This is a genomic window from Methanomassiliicoccales archaeon (assembly GCA_026394375.1).
Lineage (GTDB): Archaea > Thermoplasmatota > Thermoplasmata > Methanomassiliicoccales > UBA472 > JAJRAL01.
In genome coordinates this window covers 12,623-28,530 of the sequence record JAPKYJ010000026.1, presented here as the reverse complement: position 1 = coordinate 28,530, position 15,908 = coordinate 12,623, and the positions used below count along the sequence as shown (strand labels likewise).

General features: G+C 59.5%; 19 protein-coding genes. 5 read left to right on the top strand and 14 right to left on the bottom strand.

The window, feature by feature from the left end; all coding sequences use genetic code 11:
- Window positions 1-39: 39 nt before the first annotated feature.
- Window positions 40-870: a glycosyltransferase family 2 protein gene (locus NT137_07505; protein MCX6653177.1), complete on the bottom strand. Its 831-nt coding sequence runs from the start codon at window positions 868-870 to the stop codon at window positions 40-42.
- Window positions 871-959: 89 nt separating this feature from the next.
- Between NT137_07505 and NT137_07500 the strand changes: the two genes are divergently transcribed.
- Window positions 960-1,145: a methytransferase partner Trm112 gene (locus tag NT137_07500; protein MCX6653176.1), complete on the top strand. Its 186-nt coding sequence runs from the start codon at window positions 960-962 to the stop codon at window positions 1,143-1,145.
- Here NT137_07500 and NT137_07495 read toward each other — a convergent pair whose 3' ends face one another.
- A complete protein-coding gene (locus NT137_07495; protein ID MCX6653175.1) occupies window positions 1,146-2,300 on the bottom strand; it encodes a pyridoxal phosphate-dependent aminotransferase in 1,155 nt (384 codons plus the stop codon). It abuts the gene before it with no gap.
- A gap of 181 nt (window positions 2,301-2,481) precedes the next feature.
- On the opposite strand from NT137_07495, the gene pdxS reads away from it, so the two are divergent.
- Window positions 2,482-3,372, top strand: coding sequence for a pyridoxal 5'-phosphate synthase lyase subunit PdxS (pdxS, locus tag NT137_07490; protein MCX6653174.1), 891 nt, complete (start codon window positions 2,482-2,484; stop codon window positions 3,370-3,372).
- A gap of 3 nt (window positions 3,373-3,375) precedes the next feature.
- On the opposite strand, the gene NT137_07485 is transcribed toward pdxS, so the two are convergent.
- The 5 genes from NT137_07485 to gmd form a co-directional block, all read right to left on the bottom strand.
- Entirely contained in the window at window positions 3,376-3,999 is a 624-nt protein-coding gene (locus tag NT137_07485; GenBank protein ID MCX6653173.1) for a hypothetical protein, read from the bottom strand.
- Entirely contained in the window at window positions 3,996-5,066 is a 1,071-nt protein-coding gene (locus tag NT137_07480; GenBank protein MCX6653172.1) for a formate--phosphoribosylaminoimidazolecarboxamide ligase, read from the bottom strand. Before NT137_07480 ends, NT137_07485 begins: the two co-directional genes overlap by 4 nt.
- A gap of 79 nt (window positions 5,067-5,145) precedes the next feature.
- Window positions 5,146-5,658 (bottom strand): hypothetical protein, encoded by a 513-nt coding sequence (locus NT137_07475; protein ID MCX6653171.1) that lies wholly within the window; start codon window positions 5,656-5,658, stop codon window positions 5,146-5,148.
- A 66-nt stretch (window positions 5,659-5,724) separates the two neighbouring features.
- Window positions 5,725-6,669 carry a GDP-L-fucose synthase gene (locus NT137_07470; GenBank protein ID MCX6653170.1) on the bottom strand — a complete coding sequence of 315 codons (945 nt, stop codon included), beginning with the start codon at window positions 6,667-6,669 and terminating at the stop codon, window positions 5,725-5,727.
- The gene (gmd, locus tag NT137_07465) at window positions 6,670-7,719 is read right to left on the bottom strand and encodes a GDP-mannose 4,6-dehydratase (protein MCX6653169.1); all 1,050 of its coding nucleotides are present in this window, start codon (window positions 7,717-7,719) and stop codon (window positions 6,670-6,672) included. It abuts the gene before it with no gap.
- A gap of 181 nt (window positions 7,720-7,900) precedes the next feature.
- Between gmd and NT137_07460 the strand changes: the two genes are divergently transcribed.
- The 3 genes from NT137_07460 to NT137_07450 all read left to right on the top strand — a co-directional run bounded on the left by NT137_07460 (window position 7,901) and on the right by NT137_07450 (window position 10,890).
- Window positions 7,901-8,518 (top strand): hypothetical protein, encoded by a 618-nt coding sequence (locus NT137_07460; GenBank protein MCX6653168.1) that lies wholly within the window; start codon window positions 7,901-7,903, stop codon window positions 8,516-8,518.
- Window positions 8,519-8,665: 147 nt separating this feature from the next.
- The gene (locus NT137_07455) at window positions 8,666-9,991 is read left to right on the top strand and encodes a hypothetical protein (GenBank protein ID MCX6653167.1); all 1,326 of its coding nucleotides are present in this window, start codon (window positions 8,666-8,668) and stop codon (window positions 9,989-9,991) included.
- The gene (locus NT137_07450) at window positions 9,988-10,890 is read left to right on the top strand and encodes a glycerol dehydrogenase (GenBank protein ID MCX6653166.1); all 903 of its coding nucleotides are present in this window, start codon (window positions 9,988-9,990) and stop codon (window positions 10,888-10,890) included. The genes NT137_07455 and NT137_07450 overlap by 4 nt, the downstream gene beginning before the upstream one ends.
- A 2-nt stretch (window positions 10,891-10,892) precedes the next feature.
- Here the strand turns inward: NT137_07450 and NT137_07445 are convergent, their stop codons facing one another.
- The 7 genes from NT137_07445 to NT137_07415 all read right to left on the bottom strand — a co-directional run bounded on the left by NT137_07445 (window position 10,893) and on the right by NT137_07415 (window position 15,850).
- The gene (locus NT137_07445) at window positions 10,893-11,222 is read right to left on the bottom strand and encodes a hypothetical protein (protein MCX6653165.1); all 330 of its coding nucleotides are present in this window, start codon (window positions 11,220-11,222) and stop codon (window positions 10,893-10,895) included.
- A 222-nt stretch (window positions 11,223-11,444) separates the two neighbouring features.
- Window positions 11,445-12,236 (bottom strand): hypothetical protein, encoded by a 792-nt coding sequence (locus NT137_07440; GenBank protein ID MCX6653164.1) that lies wholly within the window; start codon window positions 12,234-12,236, stop codon window positions 11,445-11,447.
- Window positions 12,237-12,301: 65 nt separating this feature from the next.
- Window positions 12,302-13,120, bottom strand: coding sequence for an AmmeMemoRadiSam system protein B (amrB, locus tag NT137_07435; GenBank protein ID MCX6653163.1), 819 nt, complete (start codon window positions 13,118-13,120; stop codon window positions 12,302-12,304).
- Between the two features lie 46 nt (window positions 13,121-13,166).
- The gene (gene rpsB, locus NT137_07430; GenBank protein ID MCX6653162.1) at window positions 13,167-13,778 is read right to left on the bottom strand and encodes a 30S ribosomal protein S2; all 612 of its coding nucleotides are present in this window, start codon (window positions 13,776-13,778) and stop codon (window positions 13,167-13,169) included.
- A gap of 10 nt (window positions 13,779-13,788) precedes the next feature.
- Window positions 13,789-13,974 carry a DNA-directed RNA polymerase subunit K gene (locus tag NT137_07425; GenBank protein MCX6653161.1) on the bottom strand — a complete coding sequence of 62 codons (186 nt, stop codon included), beginning with the start codon at window positions 13,972-13,974 and terminating at the stop codon, window positions 13,789-13,791.
- Between the two features lie 125 nt (window positions 13,975-14,099).
- Entirely contained in the window at window positions 14,100-14,594 is a 495-nt protein-coding gene (locus NT137_07420; protein ID MCX6653160.1) for a 3-isopropylmalate dehydratase small subunit, read from the bottom strand.
- Window positions 14,591-15,850, bottom strand: a complete 1,260-nt coding sequence (locus tag NT137_07415; GenBank protein ID MCX6653159.1) for a 3-isopropylmalate dehydratase large subunit — start codon at window positions 15,848-15,850, stop codon at window positions 14,591-14,593. Before NT137_07415 ends, NT137_07420 begins: the two co-directional genes overlap by 4 nt.
- Between the last annotated feature and the right edge of the window lie 58 nt (window positions 15,851-15,908).

The window sequence follows — 15,908 nt, the reverse complement described above, 5'->3', positions numbered from 1 at the left end:
GAGGCCAGGGACTCGCGTGTCTCGATAAAAAGCTGCGCATCACGACTTGCCAGAGAGCTTGCGCAGAACATCCTCATACAGAGTGTCCACGTGCTTCTCGTTGCCAGCGAAGATCAAGAAAGCGACCAGGGTGACGAGGAACTTGACCATGATGAAGCTTGATCCCTTGATCCCCAGAGATCGGATGTCCAAGCGATGCTTGCGGTGGAAACGAACGTACCCGACGATCTTTTTACGGGGGCTGCGGGAGATCTGCGCCGGGGGCGCGCTCTTGAACATTAACACCTCCGGCACATAGTCGAACCGAGCCAGCTTCGCCATGCGGTAGAAGAAGTCATGGTTCTGCTCGCTGGGCAAGCTGACGTCGATCTCTCCGGTCCGACGGACCAGCTCCGCCCGCATGAGGATGGTCGACGTCTCGATGTTGGAGAAGGTATGCAGCAACTGACGGTCTATCTTACCTCTGATCTCAGGAAATCGGTCCTTCCCCAGCCATTCATCGTGGTAGCCACAGCTGACGAAGCCGAGCTCTCTGTTCTGCTCCATCAGCGCCAATTGCTTCGGAAGCTTCCCCGGGAGCCAACGATCGTCGTCATCCAAGAGGGCGATGAACTCCCCTTTCGCCGCCGCGATGCCTCTGTTCCGGGCTGCGGGAGCACCGATGTTGCGCTCGTTGTGGATCAGCCTTACCCTATTGTCGAGGGATACGAGCCGACGGTCCAGCTCCTCCCGGTCCTGCGGCCGGTCGTTGACCACGATGATCTCGAGCCCTTCGACGCCCTGGGAGAGCACCGACGCTACCGCCACCTGGACCTCGGCGATGCGGCCGTGCGTGGGAATGACGACGCTCACCCTGACCAAACGATACACCTGCGGCGTTCGTGTGATTGGCTTCGCCGCATTTTAAGGCGATGGTGAGCAAATGACTTATCCGGCCAAGTGCTACCCCGGCTGGGAATATGAAGCGCCGGCTGCTTGACATCCTCGCCTGCCCGAAGTGCAAGTCGCACCCTCTCGAGCTCAAGGTTACCAAGGAGGAGAAAGGAGAGATACTGGAAGGCGTCCTCACTTGTGCAAAATGCCGCATAGATTATCCGATCGAGGATGGCATTCCGAACCTGCTCATCCCCGAGGACCGCGTCTGATCAGAGCGTTGCCAAGGCGTCCTTGATGCGCTTCATGCCCTCGCTCAGGTTCTTGCGGCTGGCGGCGTATGATATCCGCAGATGCCCCTCGCCCGACGGACCGAAGGCTGAACCAGGGGTAACGGCGACGTGCGCCTTTTCCAGTAGATAGGCGGCCATGTCCTCGGAGTTCATCTTCGCTTCATAGGAGGGGAACATGTAGAAGGCCCCTTTTGGCCGGGGGCACCTCAACTGCGGGATCTCGGACATGAGCCCGTAGACCAGGTCCCGCCTGGCCTTGAACTCCGCCACCATGCCCTTGACCGAGTCTTGCGGACCTTTCAATGCCTCGATGCAAGCGACCTGGGCAAAGGAGGTGCAGCAGGTGATGGACTGCGTTTGGATCTTGTTGATCTCTCTGGTTATGGAAGGGGGAGCGATGCACCAACCCACCCTCCAGCCGGTCATGGCATAGGTCTTGCTGAAACCATTGACCGTGATGGTGCGCTCGAACATGCCTGGCAGGGAAGAAATGGAGTGATGCTTGCCATCGAAGATTATTTTATCATATGTCTCGTCCGAGAGCACCGTCAGGTCATGGTCCCTCGCCAGGTCAGCGATGCCCTTCACGTCCTCCTTCTCCATTACCGAGCCGAGCGGGTTGGATGGGGTGTTGATAAGCACCATCTTGGTCTTGGACGTAATGGCCTCAGCCACCGCCTCTGGCATTAATCGATAATCGTCCGCCGGCCTCACGACCACGAACTTGGGGATGCCGCCGGGGACCCGCACACAGGCCTCGAACGTGCCCCAGGAAGGATCGGGCAGGATGACCTCGTCCCCTTCATCCAGCATGGCCAGGAAGGCCATGAAGATGGCCTGCTTGGTAGGGGTGATGATGACGTGCTTGTCCTCGCAAGGAATGCCATTCTCCCTCTTCGATCTCTCCGCCACCGCCTTACGCAGCTCCGGGATGCCCGCGGAAGGAGTGTAATGGGTGAAGTGCTCGTTGAGCGCCTTGACCGCCGCTTGCGTGATGTTTTCCGGAGTGTGGAAGTCTGGCTCTCCAACCGAGAAGGAGATGACGTCCACGCCCTCGCCCTTGAGCTTGCTGACGATGTTGGCGATCCTCATAGTCCCGGACTCGGGCACGTTCATCATGCGCTTGGCGACCATCAGGCCACGATAAGGGCGAAGGTTATTTTACCGTTTTGGGCTCGTTCAAGATAATGTCATGGACCGCACCTACTGTACTTTATGGTGCATTGTAGTCGCTTTATGGTCATTTCATGTCAAAATTCATATAAGAGGTGGCCATTAGAGCGTGTCGGTGAGTTAAGTGCCATTCGAGTTGGACATGACCAAGCTTCGTTTCGGGACCGAACTGGTGAAGCGTGGATTCGCCAAGATGCAACAAGGAGGGGTGGTCATGGACGTCACCAACGCGGAACAGGCAGGCATCGCGGAGGATGCTGGCGCGGTGGCCGTCATGGCTCTGGAACGCGTGCCTGCGGATATCAGAGCACAGGGTGGCGTGGCCCGAATGGCCGACCCGGTCAAGATCCAGGAGATCATGGAAGCGGTCACCATCCCGGTCATGGCCAAGTGCCGCATCGGCCACTTCGTGGAGGCGCAGATACTGCAAGCTCTCGGAGCGGATATGATCGACGAGTCCGAGGTTCTCACTCCTGCGGACCCCTTCTATCACGTGGACAAGACCAAGTTCAAGGTGCCCTTCGTTTGCGGGGCGCGCGATCTGGGCGAGGCGCTGCGGCGAATCGAGGAGGGTGCGGCCATGATCCGCACCAAAGGCGAGGCGGGCACTGGCAACGTGGTGGAGGCGGTAAGGCACCAGCGTGCCATCATGTCCCAGGTGCGCGAGCTCAAGGGCAAGGACCAAGAGGAGATGAACGCCATCGCCCGGAAGATCGAAGCCCCAGTCCATCTGGTCAGAGAGGTGGCGGAATTGCAGCGCCTGCCGGTCATCAACTTCGCTGCTGGTGGCATAGCCACCCCGGCCGACGCGGCCATGATGATGCAGCTCGGGTCCGACGGCGTCTTCGTCGGTTCGGCGATATTCAAGTCCGACGATCCGGGGCCAAGGGCTCGAGCCATAGTAGAGGCGGTCACGAACTTCGACGACCCGAGCGTCCTGGCCGAGGTGTCTCGCGGCCTGGGGGAAGCGATGCGAGGCATCGATATCTCCACCATCAAACCGGAGCAGCGTCTGCAAGAGCGCGGCTGGTAGAGGTCAGTGGCGCAGGCTGCTCAGCAGTTCGCAGATCACACTGGGCACGGTCATCTCCTTCTCCGACAACGAAACAACGTGGTCTGCCAATGAGTAGGTGTCCTTTGGGAAATCTCCCTCTGGAAATGCACCTACGACAATCGCTAGGTCCATATGGTGCAACTCGTTCAGAAGCGCCTCCAATGGAATCCGCTCGCCGCGCGGGGAGAGGAGCAGGACCGCGTCCACGGCCAAGCGAGAAAGCAAATGGTCCAAGGTCGTATGCCTTTCAATGCTCCACTTGGCCTCTCCTTCCCCCAGCGCACCCTTATCGTAGAGAGCGCTCAATGAGACCAGGAAATCGAGGTAGTTCGGCTGGACCTGCGCCCTCGGTCCGATCTCTATGACCTCGTCCCCACGAGTGTGCAACCAGACCCGCAGGTGGCCGTGCTCGAACTGCTCTGAACTGAGGAGCAGCACCAGGGCACTGTGCGCGACGTCGGCTCGTCCTCTTCTTTCTGGATCGGGAAAAGAGCGGACCAGATCTCTGTCCAGAAAGGAGTCCAAGATGTGGACGCCCGGTAGCCTCCCCTTAACGGTTGAAGGAAGAAGCTCGACCTCGGCCTCAGCCAGGATCACATGGATCATGAAATGATCCGGTCCAGTTTGTCCTGCTCCAGACCGAGCTTGATCTCGCGCGAGATGCGCCGTCCGGTCGACATCTCTGGCTCGATCAGGTCGGAGTAGGGCGATCCTGAAACGAATGGGTTTGAGCCGGCCACGATGCGCGAGGAGATCTCGAACACCTTGAACTGCAGCTTGTCGGTGACGATGGACTCCAGGCAGAACGGCCCGATCATGCCGCCGAAGAGCTCCTCGGAACGCTTCACCACCCGCTCACCCATCTCGAACACCTTCGGGAGGAGGGATTCGCGCAGGACCACGGGCACGTTGCCTGTGACCACGAACGTGGGGAAATAGCCCAGGCGCTTGAGCTCCTCCGAGGAGCCCAACTTATACAGCTCATCGATGTTGCTCTCGTCCCGGCGGTCCATGGAGAGCAGCTCGAGAGAACCGTCCAGCACCTTGTAGCCTGAATCCTTGATGGGCGAATAGAAGAAATGCAGGTAGTACCTGGTGCCCAGGATGTATTCCTGTATGGTGTATGGTTGGGACGCATCGATCCCCATCTTGAACTCGGGATAGTCCTTGGCGATGAAGAAGCCTCGACCGCCTTTGGCACCGTGGTATTTCACGAGCACTGGCCGATCGATCTTCTTGGCATCGTCGATCTTGTCCGGCATGTCAATGCCTGCGGAGATCAGCCAATCCCGCATCTTCTCCCGGTCCGATTCCCAGGAAAGCACGGACCGGTTCCCGAAAGTGGGCACGGCCATCTTCTCGAAGTTCTTCGCTCCCAGATACTCGACGAAAGAGCCGTGGGGGATGACGATGACGTTCTTGGAAATGAGCTCGTCGGCCTTGTCCAGCATCTCCTGGAAGTTGGCAAGCACCATGATCTCGTCCGGCTTGCCCAAGGGGAAGGCTTCGTAGAAGCGGGTGTTCTGCGAGATGGCTATTCCTAGAGTGTGGAAACCCTCCTTCCTGGCCCCGTTGAAGATCTGCAGGGACGAGTGGGAGCAGAGGGTGGCGATAGTTATCTCATCGGGGTCGTACTCCGAGAGAATCTTGAGAATGGTTTTCTTCTGAACCATAGCGTTGTATTCGCATGTCGCATAAATATTTTTCTACGGTACGCCTGGATACCGCCCCAGTGCCATGCTGAGCCAGGGCTTACAGCAGCTTGATGCCCATGATCTCGAAGACGGTGAACACTATCATGGCCCGGGTGAACCCGGCCAGGAAATTGGCCAGGGCGAAGTAGCGCAGCTGCAGGGTCTTGCCCTCCTTGTTGAATATGGAGAACAGGTACACCGGTACCGTGTCCACCATCAGCGGTATGCTGAGGATGATGTAGAGCCCCACATAACTCAGCTTGTTCACCAGCCACTCCATCTTGTCCACCAGCCACTTGAACCAGCGGAATCGCCTGGACCAGGAACGGACTGGACCCTCGACCTTGACACCCAGATAGAAGACCAGTATGCTGCCGGTGGCTTTCCCCGCTCCTAGAATGAGCGCTTTGATGATGATGCTCACCGAAGCGCTCAGGAACAGCCCGAACTCCACCGGGATGGGCAGGATGACGGCCGCCAGGATGCTGTAGACATAGAGGACTATGGAGTACTCCAGCGGATTGGCTGATATCTGGGTGAGAAAGTTCATCAGCTCGCTGATGAGGTCCATATGCCCCTCCCGATGCCGAGCGAGGCCTAAAATGATTTGCCCTTTGCCGGCTGAATCCCCCTGAACCTAACGGCCTGGATAATGCTCTTCGAACCAAGCTATGGTGCTCCTCAGACCGTCCTCGAAGGGCGTCCTGGCCTCGAAGCCGAAGCGCTCCCGGGCCTTGCTCACGTCCAGGCAGCGGCGCGGTTGTCCGTCCGGCTTGGTAGGGTCCCACACGATCTTACCCTCGTACCCTGTGAGATGCTGGATGAGCTCCGCCAGCTCACGGATCTTGATCTCCTTCCCCGTTCCCAGGTTGACCGGCTCGGAAGAGTTGTATCTCTCCGCAGCCAGCACGATGCCTTCCGCAGCATCCTCCACGTAGAGGAACTCCCGCGAGGCGCTGCCGGTGCCCCAGAGCTCGACCGTCGGCGCCTTCGCCTGGCGGGCCTCGACCATCTTCCGTACCAGGGCGGGGATGACGTGCGAATCCTCCAGGTCGAAATTGTCCCAGGGGCCGTAGAGATTGACCGGGACCAGAACGACGGCGTTCAGACCGTACTGCCTTCTGTAGGTGTCGGCCTGCACGAACTGATTCTTCTTAGCGATGCCATAAGGGGCGTTCGTCTCCTCTGGATAGCCGTTCCAGATATCCTCTTCTTTGAAAGGGATGGGGGTGAACTTGGGATACGAGCAGACCGTGGCCACGGCGATGTACTTGAGCACCTTGGCCTGCCTGGCCGCTTCCATCAGCTGGATGCCCATGATGGCGTTGTCGTAGAAGAGGGTGGCCGGATTGCGGCGGTTGAAACCTATCCCCCCCACCCGGGCGGCCAGGTGGATGACCACGTCCGCTTCCTGGCATACCTTGGTGCAATCTTCCCACCGACGCAGGTCCAGACGGGAGCTGCGTGGTACCAGGATGTCCTTCTCCTTGACCCCTCTGCTCTTCAGCTGGGTCACTACGTGGCGGCCGAGGAAGCCCGCGCCTCCAGTCACCACGATCCTCTTTCCTTCGAAGTAGGACATCTAGTCCTTCCCCCACCATTTCCGAGCGAATTTGCGTCGAAGGACCTTGTCCCCTTCGCCGATGGCCTCCAGGCCGCCAGCGCGCATGTCCGCGTCCACCATGATCTTCACCAGGTCCTCGAAGCTCACCTTCGGCTTCCAGCCCAGAACCTTCCTGGATTTGGATGGATCGGCGATAAGCACCTCCACCTCCGTGGGCCGGAAGTAGCGGGGATCGACCTTGATGACCTTCTTCGAGTCCAGACCGGCATAGGCGAAGGACGCGTCCACGAAATCCTGAACGGAATGTGCCTCTCCGGTGCCGATGGCGAAGTCCCCTGGCTCATCATGCTGCAGGATGCGCCACATGCATTCCACGTACTCCGGGGCGTACCCCCAGTCCCGGCGGGCCTTGAGGTTGCCCAGATAGAGCGAGTCCTGCTTCTTGGCCAGTATGGCCGCTATCGCCCGGGTGATCTTGCGGGTGACGAAGGTCTCGCCCCTGCGGGGGGACTCGTGGTTGAAGAGTATGCCGTTGGACGCGAACATGTGGTAGCCTTCGCGATAGTTGCGCGTCATCCAGTATGCATACACCTTGGCACAGGCGTAGGGACTGCGAGGAGCGAAAGGCGTGCTCTCGCCTTGTGGAGGGGGGGACGAGCCGAACATCTCGCTGCTCGACGCCTGATAGAAGCGGACCTTGTTGCCGCTGCGTCTGACCGCGTCCAAGATGCGGACCGTGCCGGTGGCGACGACGTTCGCTGTGTACTCAGGCATATCGAAGCTCACCCGCACATGGCTCTGCGCTCCGAGGTTGTAGATCTCCTCTGGCTTGATGTTGTAGATTATGTTGGATAGCTGCTCGGAGTCGGATAGGTCTCCGTAGTGCAGGTCCAGATGACGGTGCGGCTCTTGCGGCCCCTCATAGATATGATCGATGCGGGAGGTGTTGAAAGTGCTCGCTCGGCGAATGATGCCATGCACCTCATAGCCTTTTGAGAGCAGGAGTTCAGCCAGGTATGAACCGTCCTGACCAGTGATGCCCGTGATGAGGGCTTTCTTGGTCTCCATGAGAACGCGACCTCGGACTGGTATAGCCTAATGGCCAATATAATCATGGCTGCGCCGGTCTACTCGCCCCTCGGACCGCCCGAGCGCCTCGTCCCGCAAGCAATCTCGGGAAATGCTGGAATATCCTCATGAAGCAATCTTTTTATGCCCGGATTGGAATAGTCCCCAATCAGGGAACAGCATGGCGCCTAAGAAGGAAGGAGTCAAGGACGAGGACTGGTTCGCGCAGCTCGATGCGCAACTGGAGAGGGAGACCGAACAGATTCACAAAGACCTGTCCGAGCTCAATGATCAGAAGCGCACGATCAACAAGGCGCTCATCGAGGACCTCTGGAAGATATGGTATCGGTTCGAGAAGGCCAACGTGCACATGACCATGGAACCGACCACCGAGGTCTTCGCCAACTACGAGTCCTATCCTGAGGCGTGGCATTTCAAAGATGGCTTCAACTTCGCCGCCGTCAATGGGCTGCAGCTAGTGGACCGGACCCAGGACCAGGGGAGGATGGGAGACTCCATCAAAATCTGGTACTACTCGGTCGACTCCACCCCGCACCTGAGGGCGATCTTCGAATACTGCGAGGGTGAGCACTACTACAAGTACGCGGGATGGAAGCGCATCTTCGCTCAGTTCGTGGTGTTCGATGCGCCGCTTGCCAAGCTGGACATGAACGACCTGCACAAGAGGCTCGGCGACGTGGTCAAGGCCTGGTACGAATCGCACCTGCGCAAGAACCGAGAACTCATCGTCAAGCACCTGAAAGAGAACTGCGAGCGGGGAGAGACCTTCACCGAGTGAGCATCCCCGGCCCTTAGCATTTTTCTAGGTTCGAGGCCAGGCGTTCGCTCCTTCAAACAGGCGGGAGCACTTTCGCTGAGCCCGTAAGAATACCTTTAAAGCCAAGCCGGATAGCTTTCCCACAGTGAATCACCTCGAGGTGTACCTATGGAAAAGGAAGAACTCGCACCCCACGTCGCAGAGATCTCTCGGGTGCTCGGGAACAAGGTCGACGAGAAGGACATTTGGAAGGAGATGGAGACGTACCTGAACCTGTACCGCGTGTCGCTGGAAACGGCGAAGAGAAGCGTGGTGCGCAAGCTTGGCGGGGATCCCAACGCTTTGACCAGGGGGGTCCGGAAGCAGCTGAACGACCTGACGCCGGCGGAACAGAGCGTGGACGTGCTGGTAAAGGTCCTGTCCGTGAACCGAAAGGAGATCGAGACCAGCGGTGAGACCAGACAGATCCTCTATGGCATTGTGGCGGACGAAACGGGCACCATGCCCTACACGGCCTGGGACGCGGAACGGTTCCAGATGAACCGGGGGGAGGCGGTGCTGATCCGCAACGCCTATACCAAGGAGTGGAACGGTTCCTCGCAATTGAACTTGGGGACCAGGGCGACCATCGAGCAGGAGGAGCCGGACTCGGTCAAGTTGCCCGAGGGCATGGATGCTCCCTCCGGACCATCCATCTGCAAGGTGGCTGAGCTCCAGGAGGGCATGAACAACGTGCACATAGTGATCAAGGTGCTCTCAGCGGAGCAGAGGAAGCTGGAGACGCCCAACGGGCCGAAGACCGTCTTCTCGGGCATGGCCGCGGATGAGACGGGGAAGGTGCAGTACTCGGCCTGGCACGATTTCGGCCTGAAGAAGGACGATGTCATCTCCATCCACGGTGCCTACGTCAAAAGCTGGCGCGGCATCCCCCAACTGAACTTCGGCGAGAGGGCGGAGGTGGCGCGCACCAAGGCTCTCGCTTTGGCGGAGGCGGACCTGGCCAAGCCCAAACTCCGATCCCTCGATGAGATGGAGCGGGTGGGAGGGGCGGTGGACGTGCTTGTCTCCGGGATAGTGGTGGACATCAAGAAAGGCAGCGGGCTCATCTTCCGGTGTCCCCAATGCAATCGACTGGTGCAGAAGGGGTTGTGCCGCCTCCATGCAAAGGTGGAGGGTCAACCTGACCTGCGCATCAAGGCGGTGGTGGACGATGGTTTCGGCGCCTTGACCGCGGTCATGAACCGGGACATCACCGAGGCGCTCGTAGGCGTTCGATTGGACGAAGCGCTCAAAGAGGCCAAGGAAGCCATGAACCCGGAGATCGCGCGGGAGCAGATCGAGCAGAGGCTTTTCGCCAAGGCGCTCGAGGTCAGAGGCAATGTGACTAGCGACGAATACGGGCTCATGATGATCGTCACCGAGGCCAGGATCCTCGTGCCCGAGGTCAGGGCCGAGGCCTCTGCCCTGCTCTCCGAACTGGAGGCTAGCCAGTGATCGCCCGCGAGGTGGCTTGGCGGGTTTTCGCCGGAGAGTACAACGCCTCCCGACTGGAGATCAAGGGGGAAGGGGAAAGGGCGCCGTCCTACGTCGTCTCCCCCCTAGGGGCGATGATCAATCGAGTGTTCATCGTCGGAGTCCTCACGGATAGAGAGAACCTCGGCACCGAGGAGGAGCCACTTTGGCGGGCGAGGGTGTCAGATCCCACTGGCACATTCTATGTTTCCTCGGGACAGTATCAGCCAGAAGCGACCGCGGCCTTGTCCAAGATCGACCCGCCGGCCTTCGTGGCGGTGGTGGGCAAGACCCGCACCTATTCGCCGGAGGAGGGCACGATGTACGTCTCCGTCAGGCCGGAGAAGGTCACGGTGGTGGATGCCAGGATGAGGGACCACTGGGTGCTGGAGACCTGCAAATCCACTCTGAAGAGGATCGATGCCATCGGCGCCGCCACGGAGATGGAGGCTCCGAACCTTGAGGAACTGGTCAGACTCGGTTATCCCCGGGCTTTGGCCGACGGGGTGGTTCGGTCCTTGTCGCATTACACCGACCTGGACCTAGGACGGTACCGGGGCATGGTGGTCGACTCGCTGAAGTTCCTGTTGCCGGAGTACCAGGGTGAGGCAGAAGGAGAGATGCCCGAGCGGCTGGCTGAATCCGCGGAAGAGATCGAGGATGATGAAAAAGAGGCGAAGGCCGAGGAGGACAAGGAGGAGAAGGTGCTCGCCACCATAACCGCCCTGGACCGCTCCGGCAAAGGAGCGTCCTGGGATGAGGTGGTGGACGAAGTGAAGAAGGCCGGTATCGACAAGACCGAGCTGGAGGAGATCACCAACTCCCTCATGGACAAAGGCATGATCTACGAACCGGTCCTGGGCAAGATGAAGCGCATCTGAGGTCAGTGGAACTCGCGCCTAGAGCGGAAGACCGCCACCAGCCCGAGGAGCCCGAAGAAGGACCCCTCGAAGACGAATAGGCCGAGGGTGAAGAGGGAGAAGAACCCGCCTAAGGCCACGAGGCGGAAATGCCTTCTCTTGAGAGCGAAGTAGCCTGCCATCAGGGACATGAGACTGCAGAACCCCAGAAGGGCGATCACCGCCAGCGCTGCCGCCCTCCATTCCTCGTACGAATAGAGGCCAGAGGTCATGAGGCTGGCTATTAGTTGGTCGACCGAGGCGTAGAGGTAGATCGTGCTCAGGATCCCGTCCAGCCCAGAGAGGATGAACAACCAGCCTCCCACCGAAGCGGAGGCCAAGAAACCAGAGGGTCTGGGGGCCGGACCCCGCGCTGGTCCCCCTCCGATCGCACGCCCGCATTTCGGACATTGAGTCGCATCAGATGGAAGATATTCTCCGCAATGAATGCAGAAGCTGACCTTCTGCTCGGAATCTGAAGCGGTGTTCATTCTCCTCCCTCTGTCAAGTGCGAGGTCTGATAAATTGATTCTGACTCATCGTCCAAGCTCCCTGAGCAGGTAGTCCTCGTCCCTCCACTGGGAGCAGAAGTGCGAGTTCATCTCTCCTACCAACAACCGATACCAGTAGACCAGGAAGGGTAGGAAGACGATAGCCAGGACGGCGTACAGAGCGAACTCCCTTTTCTTCAGCGTCGCATTCGCCGCGAACCTCAATTCCAGTCCGTTGGGCTTGGCAGCGACGGAGGCCTGCTGGAGGAACGCCATCCAACGCTTCTCATGCGCTGGCGGCAACGAAGTGAGCGCGTGGAGGCTGAGCAGGGTGATGAAAATTCCGACGATCGGCAATGCCCCCAAGGCCGCGTACATCGGATCGGGGGCCTTCTCTTTGGAGCCCGCCTCACGCTCGATGCTTTCCAGGTTGGATAGCTCGGTCCCGATCCGTTCCAGCGTCCCCTTCTCCTCGGCCACGGTCCGCAGGTATTCGAGCAGGCCTCGCCGGAGCATCGATTCCCGACGAAAGTGCTCTCGCAACCTCAGCAGCAGTCGGTAGTTCAGCAACGCGGTGAAGGCGAAGGCCACGGTGAACATGAAGAATAGGCCGACAACCAGACCTTCCAACGTCCCGAGCCAGTAGGTGAAAATGAATCCCACGAGCACGCCCCCGCCCACCCCGATCAGGGGCAGGTAGGTGATCCAGCCCTTGATGGTCTCGTCGGTCCGCTCCCGGGCTTTGATGCTCTCCATGACATGGGACTTGGCCCCGGCACGCAGCGCCGGATCCCCTTTTCCCTTGCCGGAAGTGTTCCCTTTCATAGACTGGCTCATGCGGTACCTCGTTCAAAGGTGAGCTTGGTATCAGGCCCTCGCTATAGAAAGCTTGGCGGTGCCGCTCACTTCTTGACCACGATGCCCGCGTAGCCCACCACTTCTTTCATGGGCGACACGTCCCCCGATGTGGCATACTTCAGCAGGTCCGCCTCTCGTCCTGCCACGGCCTCCAGCATGGCCATGACCGGGCCGTAGCCGCACATTGAGACATCATTGGTCATGACCGCCGTCTCCACCCCCCGAGCATCGAGCTTGAGTATCTTCTCGATGACCATGGAGTCCTTCTTCTTCGCCTCCTGGGGCGAGACATAGTGCGAGAAGTCGCTGGAAGCGATGACCACCACGTCCTTGCCCTCGTTGGCCTTCTTCAGTCGGGCGCCCAGCTCACGTGCGGTCTCGTAATCCTGGAACATCATGACGATGGGCAGTATCTGCACGTCCGACTTGAAGTACTGGAGGAACGGCAGCTGAACCTCCAGGGAATGCTCCTGCAAGTGGGCATAGGGATCGTCCTCCACCAGACCCCTGAGCTGGGAGGCAAGCTCCTGGTCCACCTTGCACACGCCTAGGGGGGTGGAGAAGTCCTCGGTGCTCATGGCCACTCCCGCCCCTAGACCGTGGTGGTTCGGACCGATGATGACGAACGTCTGAGGGAATCCTTGCTTGGCCAATGCGGCGTAGACATGCGCCGCCACCGGACCGGAGTACATATAACCGGCGTGCGGGACCACCGCTCCCACGATCTTGCCACCACCCTGGCCCAGATGAGGGATCCGCCCCGGCCCGAGCCGGTGATTGAAGCAGTCCTCGATCTCCTGGCGCAGCTCCTTGTCTTTGCCCGCATAGAATCGGCCCGCCACCGCTGGATAGCGCATGCTCATCAAACAAATGATTAGGGAAGTGGAAGTAGAAGAATTTTATGACGGCTCAGAGGCTGGCCTCGAAGTCGTCGATGGTGAGCTTGAAGTCCTCGTCCCTGGACAGCTGCCCCCTTTCCTTCAGGGTCTCGCGGGTCAGCAGCCAGTAGACGCAGGCTAGCGCCCGGCGGCCCTTGTTGTTGGTAGGGACGACCAGGTCCACGTTGCGCGTTTCGTTGTTGGCGTCGCACAATGCCAGTATGGGTATGCCCACGTTCATCGCTTCCGCCATGGCCTGCTGGTCGGCCGCAGGGTCCGTGACCATGAGTATCTCTGGTTCGACGAAGTCCGATAGTCGGGGATTGGTGAGCGACCCGGGCACGAACCTGCCGGGGAACGTCTTGGCGCCGATGGCCTTGGTGAAGATCTTCACTGGCTTCTGTCCGTATTGGCGAGCGGACACGACCAGGATGCGGTCCGGCTGGAAACGTGACAGGAACTTCGCGGCCGCCCGGATGCGGGCATCGGTCTGCTTCACATCCATGACGTACAATCCGTCCGATCGGACCTTGAATATGAACTGTTTCATGTCGGCGCTCTTCTGCTGCGTGCCGATATGAACGCCAGAAGTCAGGTAAACGTCCTCTGATACAAGCAGGTCTGTAGTGGTTTCCTCGCTCATCTGCAACCCCTCATTCATCCCTCTTCACATCGATGGGTATGATCTCTTTTTCGAACTCCATCTTGGCAATCTCGATGGGATCGATAACCCCCTCTGGGATGTCCAGGAGTGTGGGCGCGCCGAGAGAAATCTGCAGTGCCCTGGCACCGATGATGCGCGCCTTCTCGAAACGGGTGTATTTCCTAATTTCAATCACCGACAAGGGAGTAACCCCATATTAACGATGCCCTTATAAGCTTTATGCAATTCGGCGGCCCCTCTCGGGCACTCCAAATTATTCATCTGGGTAAACCTACGAGCACCTTTTCCTTGGGCTTGGACTCATTCCTCGCGCAGCCGTTCCCGAACGTAGGGCACTAGCCCCCCGTTGTCAAGGACCTCCACCAAGAACTTGGGCAAACGCTCGAAGCGCAGTTCCTTTCCTGTCACGACCGACCGGACAAGGCCTCGCTCGAGGTCGACCTCCACCTCGTCTCCTTGCCTCAATAGCGCTTGCGCTTGAGGACAGATGATGACCGGCAGCCCTACGTTCACCGCGTTCCGGAAGAAGATGCGGGCGAAGCTGACGGCGATCACCCCTGATACACCAGCTAACTTCAACGCCAAAGGCGCCTGCTCCCGGCTCGAGCCGCAACCGAAGTTGCGCCCCGCCACGATGATATCGCCCTTGGCCACTTGCTTGGCGAAGGATGGGTCGGCATCCTCCAACACGTGCTTCACCAGATTCTCAGGACTGTAGTCGTCCAAGTATCGGCCGGGAATGATGAGGTCGGTGTTGATGTGGTCACCGAAAAGCCACGCCCTGCCTCGTATCACGGAACGACCTCCCTAGGGTCCGCTATCTCTCCCTTAATAGCGCTGGCTGCTACCGTGACCGGACTGGCCAGATAAATCTCCGCCTCAGGCGAACCCATCCTCCCGCGGAAGTTGCGGTTGGTGGTGGCGATGCATCTTTCCCCGGGAGCAAGAAGACCTTCGTGCGCCCCCAGGCAAGGTCCGCATCCGGGGTTGAGAACTATGGCCCCAGAGCGCACCAGGGAGGCGATGATCCCTCGCTCTATGGCCTCAAGGTAGATATCCCTCGAGGCGGGGGCGACTATCAGCCTGACCTTGTCCGAGGCTTTCTTCCCCCGAAGGACGCCCTCCGCGGCCGTGAGGTCCTCCAACCGGCCGTTGGTGCACGAGCCGATGAAAGCCTGGTCGATGCTCATTCCTAGGACCTGGCCCACAGACACCACGTTGTCCACGGCGTGAGGCTTGGCCACCTGGGGGGCAAGCTCGCTCAGGTCGAAATGCTTAATCGCCTTCACCTTGGCGTCATCGTCCGTGTGCACCGGGTGCCAGGGGATTTGAGTGCGACTGGATAGGAACTGCTCGGTCTTGGCGTCCGGAAAACAGACGCCCGTCTTGGCCCCCATCTCCACGCTCATGTTCGAGAGGACCATTCGCCCGGCGATGGATAGACGCTCCACCACATCCCCCGTGAACTCGACGCATTGGTAGTCTGCCCCGTCGGCTCCCATTTTGCCGATGACGTGCAATATCGCGTCCTTCGCGCTCACCATAGGGGGAAGACCACCGTCCATGACCAGCCTCATCGTCTCTGGTACCCGCAGCCAGAGCTCGCCCAGGGCCCAGACGGCGGCCATTTCCGTAGCCCCTATGCCCGTGGCGAATGCGCCCAACGCTCCATAGGTCGTCGTATGCGAATCCGTGCCTACCACCAGCATACCCGGCAGTACATGTCCCTTGGAGGGCAGCACCTCATGGCACACCCCCTCCCTGAGATCGTAGAACGTGCCGATGCCCTCCTGCCGCACGAACTCCCTGACCACCTTGTGCGATTCGGCTGCCTTGACCGTGGAGGCGGGCACGCGATGATCGAAGAGGATCACCAGCTTATCTGGCTCCTTGATACGCTTGGCGCCCATCTCTTTGAAGGCCTTGAGCACCAGAGCGGAGTTCTCGTGAGACATGGCCAGGTCGATCTTGGCCGTGACGATTTCTCCCGCCTGGACATCCTTGCCGGACGCTCGGGAGAGCACTTTTTCCGCGAAGGTCCTCGCTCCCATGCGCTACCGACTAACCAGGCCCGACCTAATAATCGTGTCGCCGACGGAGGAACGGTCT